Genomic DNA, 15259 nt, shown 5'->3' with positions numbered 1-15259 from the left:
TCTTGTCACTTCGCGCATAGATGCGGTGGGCATGGGGAGCTGTTCCGGGAAGCCGAAGTAAGCCCACCTGGGTCGACGGGTCGGCGCCCGCCCCGACGTGGCGTTCTTTAACACCTCGCAACGGCCGGGCCCCTTGACTGATGTCTGCCGGCGTCGAAGGACGGCCCGGCAGAAGGGTCGACATCATGAAGATCAAGAAGTGGCTCGCCGGGGGCGTACTGGTCCTGGCCGTGTCCGGTGGCGCGGTGGCCATCGCGACGTCAATGGCCACCGCGAACACTCCCGCCCCGGCCAGCCGGCCGAGTACGGCCGCAACCACTGACGCGCCGTCGATCGGTGCGGTGGGCCGGACCGGGGACAAACCGCCCTCCGGGGTGACGCTCGAGAAGGCTCAGCGTGCGGTCGAGCTCGGTGCGGGTGGCCAGACCGGGGACCGGCCCCCGGCCGGCGTGACGGTCGAGAAGGGCCAGCCGGCGAAGCCGGCCAAGTAGAACTGGCGCCGGTGGGCCGGGCCGGGAACGGGAACGGCCCGTCGGCGCCTCGCCTTGACGCTAGAGTGACGACACAGGAGGGAAGCTCGCGTGAGAGTCCTGCTGGCGGAGGATGAGCAGATCCTCGCCCGAAGCGTGCGCAACGGCCTGCACCGCGCCGGCATGACCGTGGACGTGGTTCACGATGGGCCGGGAGCGATCGAACTCCTGCGGACCCAGGAGTATGAAGCCGTCGTGCTCGACCGCGACCTGCCGTTGCTGCCGGGCGACGAGGTGTGCAAATACATCATCGCCCACCACCCCTCAGTCGGCGTGTTGATGCTGACCGCGTCGGCGACGCTGGTGGACCGGGTCGCGGGCCTGCAGCTGGGGGCCGACGACTACCTCGTCAAACCGTTTGAATTTCCTGAGCTCGTCGCCCGGCTGCGTGCGCTGCAGCGCCGGTCCGGTCATCGGGCACCGCCCGAACTGCGGTTCGGGCAGCTTCGCCTCGATCCGTTCACGCAGCAGGCGTTCCGCGGCGCCACCCTGCTCGCGCTCAGCCCGAAGGAATTCCGCATCCTCGAGCAACTACTACGCGCCCAGGGCGGCGTGCTCAGCGCCGAGACACTGCTGCAGCGCGCCTGGGACGAGAACGCCGATCCCTTCACCAACTCGCCCCGGGTGGTCATCTCGACATTGCGCAAGAAGCTCGGCAAGCCATGGCCGATCGAGACCGTTCCCGGTGCCGGGTACCGTGTTGTCCAAACCTGACAGGGGCAGATCCGCCTCCCGCGGTTCCATCGGTACGCGTGTCATCGGCAGCATGGTTGCGGTCATCGCCGTGCTGGCCCTGGTCATGGCCGCGACCATCACGCTGTTGATGACGTACGTTCCAGACAGCATCGTGGGCGGCGTGCCCGCGGTCACGCCCGGCAGCACGGGTGGTTCCCCTCTGCCACCTGCCAGCGTGCCGGCGGCAGTGCAGCCCCGGCACGAGGTCGAACGGCTGCTGGTCTTCTCCGCGGTCGCCCTCGCCGTCGTGATCGCCGCGGGCGCGGGCGCGGTGCGCTGGATCGTGCGACGATCGCTCGCACCTCTGCACGCGATGATCGCCGCGGCCCGGCAGGCCGGGAACACGGACCTTCGCGCTCGCGTTCCGGTCGGACGCGGACGGGACGAAGTCACCGACCTGGCCGCCAACTTCAACCTCATGCTGGCCAGGCTGGACGCCGCCTTCGAGGCGCAACGCCGATTCGCCGCGAACGCCTCCCACGAACTTCAGACGCCGCTGGCGGTGACCCAGGCCGCGCTCGACGACGCGCTGGCCGAGGCGCCGCCAGGACCGACGCGCGACCTTCTGCAGGACCTGCGCAGCCTCAACAGCCGCAGCGTCCGGACCGTACGCACGCTGCTGGACCTGGCAGAGACCGAGGGCGGCACAGGCCATCCCGAGCAGACCGACCTGGCACTCCTCGTCCGTCAGGAAGTCGACAGCCAGCAGACAGCCGCTCAGGAGCACGACGTGACGGTCCGCGTCAATCTCGATCCGGCCGTCGTGGAGGCTGATCCGAGCCTGCTCCGGCTCATGGTGCGCAACCTGCTCGACAACGCGATTCGTCACAACCACCGCGGTGGCCAGGTGGACCTGAGCCTGCACGACGCCGGGCCGGAGCTGGTGCTTTCGGTCGCCAACACCGGCACCCCGATGAGCCCCGACGAGGTCGCCAAGATCGTCGAGCCGTTCCGCCGTGGCGCCGGGCGGCTACGAACCAAAGGCAGCGGTCTCGGCGCCACGCTGATAGCCGCCATCGTCACTCGCCACGGCTGGCGGCTCCGCCTGCACCCCGGCGCGGACGGCGGCCTGACCGCCGAGATCCGGATGCCGCATCAGCAAGGCACGTACCATCTGCTCACGACCGAGTAGAACGGGTCGCCGCACGACGCGTTCGCGCACGGCATCGAGCCGGTCACCGGCCGGCCGATAGTCAGACGTTCCGCCCCGGGTTCGACAGCCGCCGGTAACCGGGCGGAGTTCCCGTTCCACCGTCCGCGCCAATACCCGGCGAGCACTCACTATCCTCGGCAGATCCGTGAGCCGATCATGCTCCCCGACGACATCAACGTCACGCACCGTAGTCCCTCTCGCGTCGGCCGATCCGGGCATCAACCCATGAAGAGACCGGCCACGGCCCGTTGCGGCTCGGTCCGAGGCCTTGACCAACTTGTTCTACGAAGCAGATCGAATGCTCATATGGTGCCCGCTGCCCCAGGCGATCGGAACAGCACCGACGCGGACTGGGCTCACGAGGGGCTCCGCCCACCCGTGCTCGCGCAGGTCGCCTAGCTGTCGACCAGGCGCCAGAACGCCTTCATACACGTGGGGAGGACCATGACCCTGGTTGTGCTCACCCAGGCGGATCGCGCGCAAGCGGCGAATTGCACCCAGGTAGGCGGCCTGCGCTCTAGGGGTGGGCGTGCGCTCCGACGACGGCGTGCGTCCAAGCGGGGTTCCGTGCAGGGCGGTCGAGGCTGCGCTCACATGGCCCACCTGCGCATATCTGAATGTCCCGGGTCCTCAGGGGCGGGCTCGCGCCCACCGGACCCCGTGTTCATCCCGCGCCGGAGGGGACAGGCTCGGCGGGGGATGGGCAGCGGCGATGCGTTGTTACTTGCGGGGCGCCGCCCGGTGAACGGAGGGGCCGACGGCCGGGAGTCGCCACCGCGGCGAACAGGCCGGGCCGGGGCTTCGGCGGGGCGGTCGCGTTGTGCTGCCGTTGCTGGGACGGCTACGGAGGTGAGCCCGGGTGATGAGTTGTGGCGTCCGCACCCGTCATAACTACGACGGAACGTGATGAGGCGGAAGGATGACGTGATGAGTGCGGACACGCGGCTGGAGGAGCTGGGCGTGAACGGTCTGGGTGAGGTCGACGAGCCGGCGTTCTCGGGGCTGGCTGAGCGGCACCGGCGGGAGCTGCATGTGCACTGTTACCGCATGCTCGGGTCGTTCGAGGACGCTGAGGACACCGTGCAGGAGACGTTCCTGCGGGCGTGGCGGCGGCGCGAGACCTTTGCGGGGCGGTCGACGTTTCGGGCGTGGCTGTATCGGATCGCTACCAACGCGTGTCTTGACCTGCTGGCCAAGGTTCGGCCGGAGCCGGCTGCCGGTGGCGAGGTGCGGTGGCTGCAGCCCTATCCGGACAGGCTGCTCGACGAGTTGCCCGCGGGTGACGCGGACGAGCCGGAGGCCGTCGCCGTCGCGCGGGAGACCATCGAGCTGGCCTACCTGGTTGCCGTTCAGCACCTTGCGCCGCGGCCGCGGGCCGTGCTGATTTTGCGGGATGTGCTCGGGTGGCCGGCGAAGGATGTCGCGGAGCTTCTCGGGGACTCCGTCAATTCGGTGAACAGCGCGCTGCAGCGGGCCCGGGCCGGCATGCGGGAGCACCTGCCCGCTCAGCGGCAGGACTGGACCGGCGGCGAGGAGGACGCGGGCACGCGCGAGTTGGTGCGGCGCTACACCGAGGCGAGCGTGGCCACGGACATCGACGTGCTCACCACCCTGGTGCGGGACGACGTTCGTACGTCCATGCCGCCCACTCCGGGCCTGTACGTCGGGCGCGACATGGTGGTGAACTACTGGATCGAGAGCGGCTTCGAGGGCATGACGGGGCTGCGCGCCGTCCCGACCGCCGTGAACCGGCAGCCCGCCATCGGCTACTACCACTGGCGGAAGCGGGAGGGCGCGTACCTGCCGTTGACGATCGACGTCCTGCGCGTCAGCGGCGGAAAGATCGCCGAGATCACCACCTTCCACAGCGACCAGTTCCCGCGGCTCGGGCTGCCGGAGCGGCTGCCGGCGGACGGCACGGAGTAGCCCGGTGCGAACGCTCGCGCTGCGCGGTGGCGAGCGGGTCGCGGTGGATGCGGCGGAATGGCACGACGCGTTCGCCGTTGTCGCCTGCGGGCGGGTGCAACTGGAATTGCGCGACGGCGCGTCCGGGCCTGTGCTCGGCCGGGACGCCGGGTTCTGGCTGCGCGGCACCGGCGTACGTGCCCTGCGGAACCCCGGTCGTCGCACGGCGCGCGTACGCATCGTCACCCCGAAGATCAATTGCCGAATGATGGAGGCATGCCATGACCAGCATGAATGACACCGATGTCGCCCCAGCCCCGGCTCCGGGCCGGACTGGCCGCAACCACCCGTTCCGCCGGCTCGCCGGCCGCGGCCTCGTCGCCACCGTCGCGGCGGTGGCGGCCACCAGCCTCGCCGCCGCACTGGCCCGGGCCGGCGGTGTCGACTTCGAGGTCCCCGACGGTGGCGAGACGATCCCGTTGTCCGGGATCGCCGTGGTGACCGGCTTCTTCTCGGTCGTGGGCGTCGTCATCGCCGTCGCTCTTCTTCGGTGGAGCGCCCAACCGGCTCGGCGATTCGTGTGGACGACGGCGTCGCTGACCGCCGCCTCGTTGATCCCGCCTCTTTTCTCGGGGGCAGACACCGCCTGCGTCGTGGCCCTCATCGCGCTGCATCTCATCCCCGCGGCGGTGATGATTTCCACGCTGGCTCGGAGCCTGTCCAGCCGGACCGATTGACACGCAGCGCAGGGCTGGGAAGGCGATCGGCCGGCCAGGCCGGGGCTTACGGGCTCACGACCTGGTAGGAGCCGGAGCGCACATCGTCCAGCAGGGCCGGACCGCTGGAACTCCACCCGAAGGTGTTGCACGCCTTCCGGGAGGTGATGCGCGCCGAGGATCGAAGCAGCGCGGCCATCGGCCCCATGGCACTCTCGGCCTGTTCGGCGGTGATCGAGGTCGCGGTGGTTCCGGTCAGTTCCGCGATCGCTTCGGCAAGTTGGCGGAACGTGAACGGCTGCGCTCCGGCCGCGTTGTAGATACCCGCAACCGGGTGCTCCAGCGCCGTCAGGTACAGGCGGGCGAGATCGTCCACGTGCACCGGGGTCCACTCGTTGTCGCCGGCGCCGATGTAGGTGGCAGCGCCCGAGTGGGCCGCGGCGCTGATCAGACTGGTCAGCAGCAGGCTGCCGCCTCGGCCGTAGACCAGGCCCGCGCGGATGATGATGCCGTTGAGGCCCATAGCCTCGCGCACCAGGCGCTCGCCGACGAGCTTGAACGGCTGCAGGCCCGGCTCGGGCAGTTCCGCGTCTTCGTCGCGGGAATGGGCGGGGTCGAGCCCGTAGACCAGGTTCGTGCTGGTGTAGATGAAGGGCTTGTCCGTGTCCGCCTTTCCTGCCCCACGGGTCAACGCCTCCACAGCAGCGGCTTCTGCCGCGACCGCGTCCTCGCCACCGAAATAGTCGACTGCGGTGTGCACCACGGCATCGGCTTCCGCCGCAGCCGTTTCCAGCAGCGTGGTGTCGGTCAGGTTGCCGAGCAGAGGACGCGCGCCCGCCTGGGTCGCTTTCGCTGCTGATTCCGGGGACCGGGTCAGCGCCACCACTTCGTTGCCTGCCGCGACCAAGCTTTCGACGAGCACCGAGCCCAGGTAGCCGGTGCCGCCAGTGATGAGGATCCGCATGTTCTCTCCAGGGCCGAGCGGACGATTAAACGGATGAGCTATCCGTTTGCCGACCCTAGCATGAAACGGATGACTCATCCGTTTCGGCGAACTGAGCGCCCAGCACGCTGGGCGAGACGCGGTAGAGCACCGGGCCCCGGCGTGACGCACCGGAGCCCGGATCGGGGTGGTCCTACACGCTCGTACAGACGGTGCCGTTGAGGGTGAAGACCTGGGGGAGTGCGTTGGGGCCGCTGTAGGAGCCGACGAAACCGGCCGAGGCGGTGGCCCCGGCGGCCAGGGTGGCGTCGCTGGTCACCCGGACGGTGCGGCCGGTCTGTTCCCACGTGGCGCTCCAGCCGCTGCTCACGGTCTGCCAGGTGGTGGGCCAGGTGAAGGCCAGGGTCCAGCCGTTGACCGGGGCCGCCGCGTTGTTGGTGATGTCGATCGAGCCGACGAAGCCGTTGCCCCAGTCGTTGGTGTCGCGCAGTTTCACCGTGCAGGCCGAGGTGGCGGGGGTGCCGGTGGTGAACGTCAGCGGCGGCGAGGACGGCGAGAGGCGTCCGGCGGTGTCGCGGGCGAGCACGTTGACCGTGTAGCGGCGGCCCGGCTCGAGGTTGCGTACGGTCAGCGACGTGCCGGTGGTCTCGCCGAGCAGCTCGCTGACGCCGCCGTTCTGGCGGTACACCTCGTACTTGAGCCCGGCGGGACCGGCCGGCCACGAGATCGTCGCGGTCCGGTCCGTCGTCGTGGCCGAGGGTTTCGCGGGCGTCGCCGGCACGGCCGCGTCGGTGCGGGCCGGGTGCAGGGTGAGCAGCGTTATCGAGTACGGGGCCAGGGTCTGCGTTCCGGCGGTGCCGGCCGCTGCGGTGGTAACACCGTCGTCGCCGTTGGCGAACGTGGACACCGACGGGGTGGCGGCGGCCGGGGTGAAGCCGTGGTAGTTCAGCTTCACCGTGCGCGGTCCGGCCTCGTCCTTGTTGATCAGCAGGACCGCGACGTCGCCGTTGGCCCGGCGGACGGCGTGGATGCTGACCAGGGCGTCGTCCGTGCCCGTGCCGACGAACCGGTCACCCGTACGGGCGAAGTCGCCCATCAGCGACAACGCGTGGTACGGCGCGAACGGCGTGTTCAGCGGCGGCTGGCACACCGAGCCGTCGGCGTTGCAGTTGCCGCTGGAGAGCAGGCCGTAGTCGTCGTAGTCGGTCTCGCCGGCCACGGTGGAGACGTCGCCGAGGCCGTTGTGGACGTTCCACCAGTGCACGGTGAAGACGCCCTGGGCGAGTAGGCCGCTGTAGACGTCGGCCAGGAACAGCGCGCCGGGCTGGGTGTTGCGGCCGATCTCGACGTTGGTCTCGGTCATGCTGATGCCTATGCGGCCCGCGGGCTGACCGCCGTACCGGTCAATTTGTTGCCGCAGGAGGTTGACGCCCTCCTGGATGTGGGCCGACTTGGTGAGGGTCTCGGCCGGTGTGTTGCCGCCGGGGTACCAGTGGACGTCGGCGAAGTCGATGACCGAGCCGGCCCGGGTGAGCACCTCCTGGTTCCAGCTGCTCTCGTCGCCGGGACCCACGATGCCGTCGGGCCAGTTGCCGGGCATGGTCAGCACCGCGCCGATCTTGATGCTCGGATCAACGGCCTTCATGGCTTGCGCGTACGCGATGACGGTCGCCGCGTACTCCTTCGGACTCTTGTCGGCGTGCTCGTCGGCCTCCCACGCCGAGCCGTAGTGCCCGTTGCCGTAGTTCTCATTGCCGATCGTCCAGTACTTGGCGTCGTACCCCTTGGTGATGTTGGCGTACCGCACCCAGTCGGCCGCCTCCTGCGCGGTGCCGGTGCCGTAGTTCGCGATGATCATCGGCTGGGCGCCGGTGGCCCGCGCGCCCGCCATGAAGGTGTCGAAGTCGGTGTTCGGCGCGACGTAGCCGCCGGGCGCGGTGTGGTCGCGCCAGTGGTAGATGTCGGCGTAGGAGCCGCCGGGGTAGCGCACCATCTGCACGCCGGCGTCCTGCAGCAGGCCGGAGACGGCGGGCGTGCCGAGCTGGGAGTCCCAGATGGCGTGGTTGATGCCGAGCGCGACGTCGCCGACGGTAGCGAGCCCGGCCCGCACGTCGACGTCGACTCTGGTCTCGGCCGGGGCGGCTGCGGCGGCCGGCGGCGCCACGGCGGTCGTGGCGGCGGCGAGCAGAAGCGCGCCCGTCAGCAGCCTGTGGATAACTCGGGCCGGTCGCTTGACGAGCGGGTAGCGTGGGCCCGCCCCCTGGTCGGGCGGGGTGGGGGTAGTTGGTGGACGCGGAATGCTCATGGGGGATCTCCACGGAGGACGTCGGGCTGGGAGCGCTCCCATCGTCCGTTCATCCAGTGACGGATGTCAATTGACTGTTAGGGCTGCTGTCCGCGGAGTGATCCCGGCCGGGCCGGTTGCCGACCATGAACACTGTGACCCTTGACACATCGTGGTCATCGCAGAAGGGTTGAAACCCCGATCGAGGAGCTGCTGTGGCGACTTCCGATGATGTGAGCAAGGTGGCTCGGGCCTTTCCTACCCGCTACCTGCCCGGTCCCGAAATCCGTGACATGCCCGACGAGCCGAGCGGCTACCGGCGGCTCATCGGCCCCGGCATCATCGCCGCCGGGGTCGGGCTGGCCTCGGGCGAGTTCGTCCTCTTCCCCTACATCGCCTCGCAGGTGGGGCTGGTGTTCGTGTGGGCCGCGCTGGTCGGCCTGATCACCCAGTACTTCATCAACATGGAGATCGAGCGGTACACGCTGGCCACCGGCGAGACCGCGCTGACCGGGTTCAGCCGCTACTGGCGGCACTGGGGGCTGTTCTTCGCGATCCTCACGTACTTCGCGAACCTCTGGCCGGGCTGGGTGACCAGTTCGGCCAGCCTCACCACGTACATCTTCGGCGGCAACCGCACGGTGATCGCCGTCTGCATGCTCATCGTGATCGGCCTGATCCTCACCCTGGCCCCGGTGGTCTACGTGGCGCTCGAGAAGGCGCAGATGATCAAGGTGGCGGCGGTGCTCACGTTCTTCGTGATCGCGGCGGTCTTCGCGATCGGCGCGTCCGCCTGGAGCGACCTGCCGCAGGTGGTCACCCGGCCGCGACTGCCGATCGACGAGCTCGGCTTCGCGCTGCTGCTGGGCGCGCTGGCCTTCGCGGGCGCCGGCGGCGGGCAGAATCTGGTGCAGTCCAACTGGATCCGCGACAAGGGCTTCGGCATGGGAAAGTACGTGCCCCGGCTGGTCAGCCCGATCACCGGCCAGCCCGAGGCGGCGCCGAGCACCGGCTACGCGTTCGAGCCGACCCCCGAGAACCTGCGGCGCTGGCGGGGCTGGTGGCGGTTCGCCAACATCGAGCAGCTCAGCACGTTCGTGGCCATCACCTTCGTGACGATCCTGTTCACCTCGCTGCTCGCCTACTCCACCGTCTTCGGCCGCGACGGGCTGGAGAACAGCATCGGCTTCCTCGAGATCGAGGGTCAGGTGCTGGCCGACCGGGTCGGCTCGTGGTTCCAGTACCTGTTCTGGATCATCGGCGCGTTCTCGCTCTTCGCGGCGGCGCTCGGCATCGTGGACTACACGAGCCGGCTGGCGGCGGATGTCATCAAGACCTCGTACGCCCGCAACGCCAACGAGAGCAAGGTGTACGCCGGTCTGGTGTGGGGCCTGGTGGCGATCGGCATCGGGGTGCTTCTGGCCGGGTTCAACCAGCCGATCGTCCTGCTGGTGATCTCGGCGGTGGTCGGCGGCTTCATGATGTTCCTCTACTCCGGCCTGCTGATACTCATCAACCGCCGGATCCTGCCCGAGCCCATCCGCGTCCGGGGCGTCCGCCTGGCCGCGCTGGTGTGGGCGTTCCTCCTGTTCGGCGTGCTGTCCATCCTCACCTTCCAGGACCGCATCAGCGACCTCTTCGAATAGTTGGAACCGGCTCGGCGACGGGTACGGGCCACGACATGCCCCAACCCGTCGCCGAACAGGTCGTCGTCATCACCGGTGCCTCGAGTGGGATCGGGCGGGCCACGGCCCTCGCCTTCGCTGTGGCCGGCGCCAAGGTCGTCTGTGCGGCCCGGTCGGCCGAGGCGCTCGGCACCTTGTCGAGCAGATCCGCGCCGGCGTTTGTGCTGCGCCGGCGGCGGCACGATCATCGGCGTCGTGTCGGCCGAAGGCGCCCGCGCCGTTCCGCTCCAGGCCCCTACACGGCCAGTAAGTTCGCGCTGCGCCTTCTACGACACGCTACGGACGGAGCTCGCCCAGGAGGGCGTGCCGATCGGGGTCACCTCGATACTCCCGGCGTCGGTCGCCACCCCGTTCCTTGAGCACGCCCGCAGCAAGCTCGGGGTCATGGCCAAGCCGCCACCGCCGGTCTACGCCACCGAGGTCGTCGCGCGCAGCATCGTCTACGCCCCCGGCCACCCGCGCCGCGAGATCCTGGTCGGCGGGGCCGCCGCGGCCTTCGCGCTGGCTCAGCGGCTCTCCCCGGCGCGGTGCTGTCGATCCGCCGCCTGGGCGCGGGCCCGCAGCGCACCGACCGCCCGGGCAACGGCGTGGACAACCTCGACGCCCCGCTCGGCGGGCCGGGCCGGATCTGGCGCCTTCCCCGGACGCGCGCTCCGCAGAAGCCCGTTCACCGTGCTGATCGGCCACCTTCCGCTCCCGGCGGAACTGCTGACGTCGGCGGTGCGCCGGATTCAAGCCGCACCGGGGAAAGCCCGGACCGACGAGAACGCGGGCCGGCCCCGGACGGTTGAGTGAGAGGTCGGTGCGCCCAGAGTCCCAGGCCGTCGCCCAACGTCTTCGCGGATCCCGTCCGGTCGGAGCCGCGTCGCGCCACTCCGCCTTCCGGCGACCGGCGCACGACATCGCTTCCGCCGGCCTGGCGCCCCAGCCAAGTGAAGCCCGCAGACAAGCGAGCGTCCGTACCGCGGCATGGTCCTTGCGTGCGCGCGACTCTCGGCACGGGCGTGCGTCGGGCCGCCCCAGCGTCCGTCCCGCCGCGTGAGGGCTCGCCTCCGCCTGTCGCGGGGTCGGCGGCTGGATGAGCGCGTCGCGTCGGCCTGGATCGGCATCGGCCGTTCAGGTGGTAACACTTGCGGGACCCCATGGTTTGTCAAGCATGCTCAACCACATGATGGCTGACGACCGAAACACACAGCGCCTGCAGGACATGATTGATCAGCTGCGCCGCATGCGGGAGCGCTGCGAACCCAAGTCGAATCAGAACCCGCGGTATCTCAGGTACTCCAACGCAGTCTCCGCGCTCCGCTGGATCATCGACGATTTGGCGCGCGAAAGGGCATGAGTCTTCCGAGCGTTATCGGCGGCAGATGAGGGCGCCGGTTTCGGTGTCGGCAACTGGCCCGAGCTTGCTAGGGGCGGCCAGCAGGGCGGCGGCGTCTGCTCCGCGGCGATGAACGGGAAAGACGTTCACAGGGTCTTCTTTGCGAGCAAGCCGTCGAGGTATCTCCCGAGAGCGCCCTCCCACGTTGTCCTGACCGTGCCGCCCTGAACAATGGGCGGCGGCCCCGCCGTACTAGGAAAGGTCTTAATCATGGGTTGGAACACCTCGGTGCTTTTCCGTCAGACCGTGACGGCGGACGAGGCTGTGGACGATCTCGCCATCACAGATTTCAGCGGCGAACTGGTCGGAGCCGACCAGGCTACAAGCGCCCTGAAGCCCGACGCCCTCTATGCCGCCGAGTCTGGTGGGTGGGTACAGGTCTGGAACCCGATGATGGATGTGGTCATGGGCTGGGAGCCGACCGACCCTGCCGACGCTTTGGTGGTCTTCTTCAGCAGCGTTTCGAGCACATACGGCTTCACGCTGTTCACGAATGGCGAACGCACCCGGCATTACGTCTACGCGGATGGTGTTGCCGTCGAGGACGAAGGAACGCCACTGCCGGCCGAGGCCGAGATTGCCCTGCCGTCCTGGGGCCCTGACGAGGACTTCCTCTGGTCGATCATCACGGCAGTCACCGGTCTCCGGTACGACGAAAAGCTGCAGTACCGCGTCTACCCGGTGTGACGGGCGTATGCAACGGACTACCGAGCCGGGTCGATTGTTGCGAGCCCTGCCCCGCGGCGTCTGAACCATGATCACCGCAGCGGCGCGAGCTGACCGGTCCCGACGGCGTGCTGGAACACCGGTTACGCACCGTGCTGGCTAACGACGGCAGCGCCCGCTGGCATCGGTTCAAGCCCTGCCTCCAGCCGGCCGAAAGCGTTTGCGACCGAGCGGATCACGGCAATGCCCGCGTATCAACGCGGATGAGGTGCATCGTCGAGTTGCTCTTGGTCCGTCAAACATCGAGGAACTGGCAGACGGCGAGGCCAATCGTCACAGCACTCGCGAGGGTGACACCGCTCGCGGCAGCGGCGCGCGCGACCTCGCGCAGCGCGGCACGCCGAACGCCGCCTCACCCCCCCGTCCACTCGCATCGAGGCTGCCCGAACGACACGAACGTACTGCCTTGACCTGATCGAGGCATCGGCATGCTTATCGCCACAGGTCGGCGCAAACTGAATTGTTGCCGGCCACCCGAGCATCGGTCCGTCGTTTCGCACGCCGGAAACATCCGCTGGAGGCCCGGCGTCACCGAACGCGAGTTGACGCGTTTGCTCCGGTGATGGCGACACGACTCGGGACCGTCGGGGCGCTGGCCGCTTGCCTGGCTGCTGCGGGCGTCGAGCTTTGGCTGGGCATCACCCGTAGTGCGGCGCCCGTCGCGCAATGGACCGCCGGCCTGGCGATGGGGCTGCTGTTCGTCGCGTCCGGCACGGCCGCCCGGCTGCTCAGACCCTCCAGCCAGATCGGTCATGGTCTGTCCGCCATGGGCCTCGTGACCATCGTCAACGACATCAACACCACACTCGAGCTGCCGTCCACGATGCCGGGCCGCGCCGTGACCGTCGCCGTCGGCGTGCCGGCGTTCTGGATGCAGGTACCGCTCAGCATGCACCTGATCCTGTCCTACCCACGCGGGCGGAACCATCGGCCCCGCGAGCAGCTCGCGGTCCGCGCGGCAACGGTCGCCGCCGCGGTGATCTCGGTGCTGCTTCTGCTCACCAAGACGCCGGTGCCGCTGTGCGCGCAGTGGTGTGGTCCCAGCCCGTTTCAGTTGGTCGCCGACCCCCGTCTCTACCTCACGATCCGCGGGGCCGCGCTGCTGGTCATGGCGGGGATCTGCGGGTACGGCTTGGTCCTGCTGTTGCGTCGGGCGGTAGTGAGTCCGCGGGAGCGGCGTCGCTCCGCGGTGACCTCGGCAGTGGCGGTCTTGTCGGCCCTGTTGTTCACCGGCGTCGTTGCCGAGCTGCTCGCGGCCTACGTGGACGGCGGCCGGCTCCCGGTCCTGGAGGGTCAGTACGGCCTGATCCTCGGCATGCTCCTGGTCGCCGCGATTCCGCTGCTGTTCGTCGCCGGGCTCACCCGGCAATGGCTCGCCTTCAAAACGATGGGCAGCCTGGCCGGCCGGGCAGAGCACATTGACCCCGGTGAGCTGGAAACGGCGATGGTGCGGGCCACCGGCGACCCGGCCCTGCGGATCGCCTACCGCGCCGCGGGCGGCTGGCGCGACGCTTGTCACCACCCGTACCACCTGCCCGCTGACCTCACCGTGCAGCGCATCGGTGAACCCCCGCGAGCCGCCCTGATCCACACACCAGCGCTGGCCGAGGAGACCGGCCTGATCCGGTCGGTGCTCGCGCTGATGCACCTGGCATTCCCGCCGCCCGAGAACCGGAAACCGGAGCCCCAACCCGTGCCGCACGCCTTCGTCTCCTACCTGCGCGAGGACTCCGACGCCGTGGACCGGCTCGTCGCCGACCTGCGGTACTGCGGGATCACCGTGTGGCTGGACCGCACCGAGATTCTGCCCGGCGACCGCTGGGCGCAGGTCATCAAGAAGGCCATCCGCGACGGGGGCTCCTTCATCGCCTGCTTCTCGCCGGCCTACGCCCACCGGGACAAGACCCACATGAACGAGGAACTGACCATCGCCGTCGACGAGCTGCGGAAGCGGCCCCGAGACCGTCGGTGGTTCCTGCCCGTGCTACTCAAGCCCTGTGCGCTGCCCGACCGGGACCTGGGCGGCGGCGAAAGCCTCGACGACCTGCACCACGTCGACCTCTCCCAGGACTGGGAATCCGCCGTCCGACTGCTGGTCCACGCGATCATGCAGTCGGCCCGAGGTTCCAACGGCGCTGGAACATGCGCCCGGACCTCAAAATCCCTGACGGATCGGCTTGTGTGTCCCCTCGCCCGTTCAGGGACTGTACGGCTCGTGCGTCGGGCCTCACCAAACGTGCGTCACGCCGCGTGAGGGCTCACGCGGTCGGTGGCAGATGAGGATGCTTCGGACCGGAGGGGGTTCGAACCCCTGGTGGGGTAATGGCACGCCGGCGACCCCACGCGACACCTTCGAGTCGGCCGTGCGTGCCCGGCATCAGGCTCTGAACGCTGCGATAACCCGGCTCTGCCACCGGTCCAGAGGAAGTATCACGCGTGCTGCGGCCGAGCCTGCCGAATTTCCGATGACGACCGCACGCTGTTGGCGGAAGATCACGATGCTGTGGGACGTCCGGCTGTTTTGAATACGCTGCCGGGCAGTGACCTGCGCCGCGATCAGGTCGAGCGTGCTTCGTTTGGCAACCCGCCCGGACTGGCGGTCTTGTGTGGTGTTGTGTCCGGCGGCTTGGAGCACACCGCCCAATGCCAGCGTTCGGTGGCAAATATCGCTCTGCCGTCGAAGCCCTCGACCAACTGCGAGTGCTCGGCTCGCATTGACCAATGCTAGCGGACGGTTACCGTCGGGTAACCTCGTTGCGTTTCTCCGGGACCGCTGGGTCGAGTTGTGCCGGGTCGCCGACCCCGCGCCCAAGGTTGATCAGGGCGAATCCGGTGCGCAACTTGTCGCGGAACGTGGGGTCCGCCGTGACCAGCACGTAGAGCACGGCCCAGCCCACGGTGAGCGGCCGTGCCCAGTTGAGGATGGTCTCATTGAAGCGGAGCCAAGGCTGAGCAGAGAGCACCGCAGCAAGGGGCAGGCCGGCAAAGAAGGGCTTCCTACGTGGTCTGTTTCTCAGGTACGAGAATGTTGTGCCACCGAGGCGGAAGATCAAAGTCAAGATCAAAGACCTACTGAACTGCGGAAACACTGACCGCCGGGTTTGGGAGTCCCGGAGCTGGTGGCTTACTGAGCTTTTGGGGTCAGGGTCAGGGTGGTGCCAGGCCGCTGGTGGCGAGGAATCCATAGGCGAGGGTGGGCCG

15 protein-coding genes and 1 tRNA gene are annotated in these 15259 nt (G+C 69.0%); 12 read left to right on the top strand and 4 right to left on the bottom strand.

Annotated features, from left to right (window positions below):
• The first annotated feature begins 185 nt into the window (after window positions 1-185).
• The 6 genes from LXN57_RS25220 (at window position 186) to LXN57_RS25195 (ending at window position 5060) form a co-directional block, all read left to right on the top strand.
• Complete coding sequence (locus tag LXN57_RS25220) at window positions 186-491, top strand: hypothetical protein (RefSeq protein WP_251800665.1); 306 nt, start codon at window positions 186-188, stop codon at window positions 489-491.
• Window positions 492-581: 90 nt separating this feature from the next.
• Window positions 582-1244, top strand: a complete 663-nt coding sequence (locus LXN57_RS25215) for a response regulator transcription factor (RefSeq protein WP_251800664.1) — start codon at window positions 582-584, stop codon at window positions 1242-1244.
• A 52-nt stretch (window positions 1245-1296) separates the two neighbouring features.
• Entirely contained in the window at window positions 1297-2397 is a 1101-nt protein-coding gene (locus LXN57_RS25210) for a sensor histidine kinase (protein ID WP_251800663.1), read from the top strand.
• A gap of 948 nt (window positions 2398-3345) precedes the next feature.
• Window positions 3346-4344, top strand: coding sequence for an RNA polymerase subunit sigma-70 (locus LXN57_RS25205; RefSeq protein ID WP_251800662.1), 999 nt, complete (start codon window positions 3346-3348; stop codon window positions 4342-4344).
• Window positions 4345-4348: 4 nt separating this feature from the next.
• Window positions 4349-4621: a hypothetical protein gene (locus tag LXN57_RS25200; protein ID WP_251800660.1), complete on the top strand. Its 273-nt coding sequence runs from the start codon at window positions 4349-4351 to the stop codon at window positions 4619-4621.
• A complete protein-coding gene (locus LXN57_RS25195) occupies window positions 4605-5060 on the top strand; it encodes a DUF6069 family protein (protein ID WP_251800659.1) in 456 nt (151 codons plus the stop codon). The genes LXN57_RS25200 and LXN57_RS25195 overlap by 17 nt, the downstream gene beginning before the upstream one ends.
• A 46-nt stretch (window positions 5061-5106) precedes the next feature.
• Here LXN57_RS25195 and LXN57_RS25190 read toward each other — a convergent pair whose 3' ends face one another.
• Together LXN57_RS25190 and LXN57_RS25185 are read right to left on the bottom strand one after the other, a co-directional pair.
• A complete protein-coding gene (locus LXN57_RS25190; protein WP_251800658.1) occupies window positions 5107-6003 on the bottom strand; it encodes an NAD-dependent epimerase/dehydratase family protein in 897 nt (298 codons plus the stop codon).
• Between the two features lie 172 nt (window positions 6004-6175).
• Entirely contained in the window at window positions 6176-8287 is a 2112-nt protein-coding gene (locus LXN57_RS25185) for a cellulose binding domain-containing protein (protein WP_251800656.1), read from the bottom strand.
• Between the two features lie 194 nt (window positions 8288-8481).
• Here LXN57_RS25185 and LXN57_RS25180 point away from each other — a divergent pair, with 194 nt between their 5' ends.
• The 6 genes from LXN57_RS25180 (at window position 8482) to LXN57_RS25160 (ending at window position 14312) form a co-directional block, all read left to right on the top strand.
• Window positions 8482-9912, top strand: coding sequence for an Nramp family divalent metal transporter (locus tag LXN57_RS25180; RefSeq protein WP_251800655.1), 1431 nt, complete (start codon window positions 8482-8484; stop codon window positions 9910-9912).
• 35 nt (window positions 9913-9947) lie between these two features.
• The gene (locus tag LXN57_RS47975; RefSeq protein WP_285904672.1) at window positions 9948-10310 is read left to right on the top strand and encodes an SDR family NAD(P)-dependent oxidoreductase; all 363 of its coding nucleotides are present in this window, start codon (window positions 9948-9950) and stop codon (window positions 10308-10310) included.
• Window positions 10255-10746, top strand: a complete 492-nt coding sequence (locus LXN57_RS25175) for an SDR family oxidoreductase (RefSeq protein WP_251800654.1) — start codon at window positions 10255-10257, stop codon at window positions 10744-10746. Before LXN57_RS47975 ends, LXN57_RS25175 begins: the two co-directional genes overlap by 56 nt.
• 361 nt (window positions 10747-11107) lie before the next feature.
• Window positions 11108-11293, top strand: coding sequence for a hypothetical protein (locus tag LXN57_RS25170; protein WP_251800652.1), 186 nt, complete (start codon window positions 11108-11110; stop codon window positions 11291-11293).
• Window positions 11294-11542: 249 nt separating this feature from the next.
• Window positions 11543-12019: a hypothetical protein gene (locus LXN57_RS25165; RefSeq protein ID WP_251800651.1), complete on the top strand. Its 477-nt coding sequence runs from the start codon at window positions 11543-11545 to the stop codon at window positions 12017-12019.
• 601 nt (window positions 12020-12620) lie between these two features.
• Window positions 12621-14312: a toll/interleukin-1 receptor domain-containing protein gene (locus LXN57_RS25160; protein ID WP_251800650.1), complete on the top strand. Its 1692-nt coding sequence runs from the start codon at window positions 12621-12623 to the stop codon at window positions 14310-14312.
• A 34-nt stretch (window positions 14313-14346) separates the two neighbouring features.
• On the opposite strand, the gene LXN57_RS25155 is transcribed toward LXN57_RS25160, so the two are convergent.
• Both LXN57_RS25155 and LXN57_RS25150 read right to left on the bottom strand, forming a co-directional pair.
• Window positions 14347-14478 (bottom strand) — tRNA-OTHER (locus LXN57_RS25155).
• Between the two features lie 315 nt (window positions 14479-14793).
• Window positions 14794-15117, bottom strand: a complete 324-nt coding sequence (locus LXN57_RS25150; protein WP_251800648.1) for a hypothetical protein — start codon at window positions 15115-15117, stop codon at window positions 14794-14796.
• Window positions 15118-15259: the final 142 nt, after the last annotated feature.

The sequence above is a fragment of the Paractinoplanes hotanensis genome, assembly GCF_023717965.1.
GTDB classification, from domain to species: domain Bacteria; phylum Actinomycetota; class Actinomycetes; order Mycobacteriales; family Micromonosporaceae; genus Actinoplanes; species Actinoplanes polyasparticus.
This window is presented reverse-complemented; position numbering and strand designations above follow the sequence as displayed.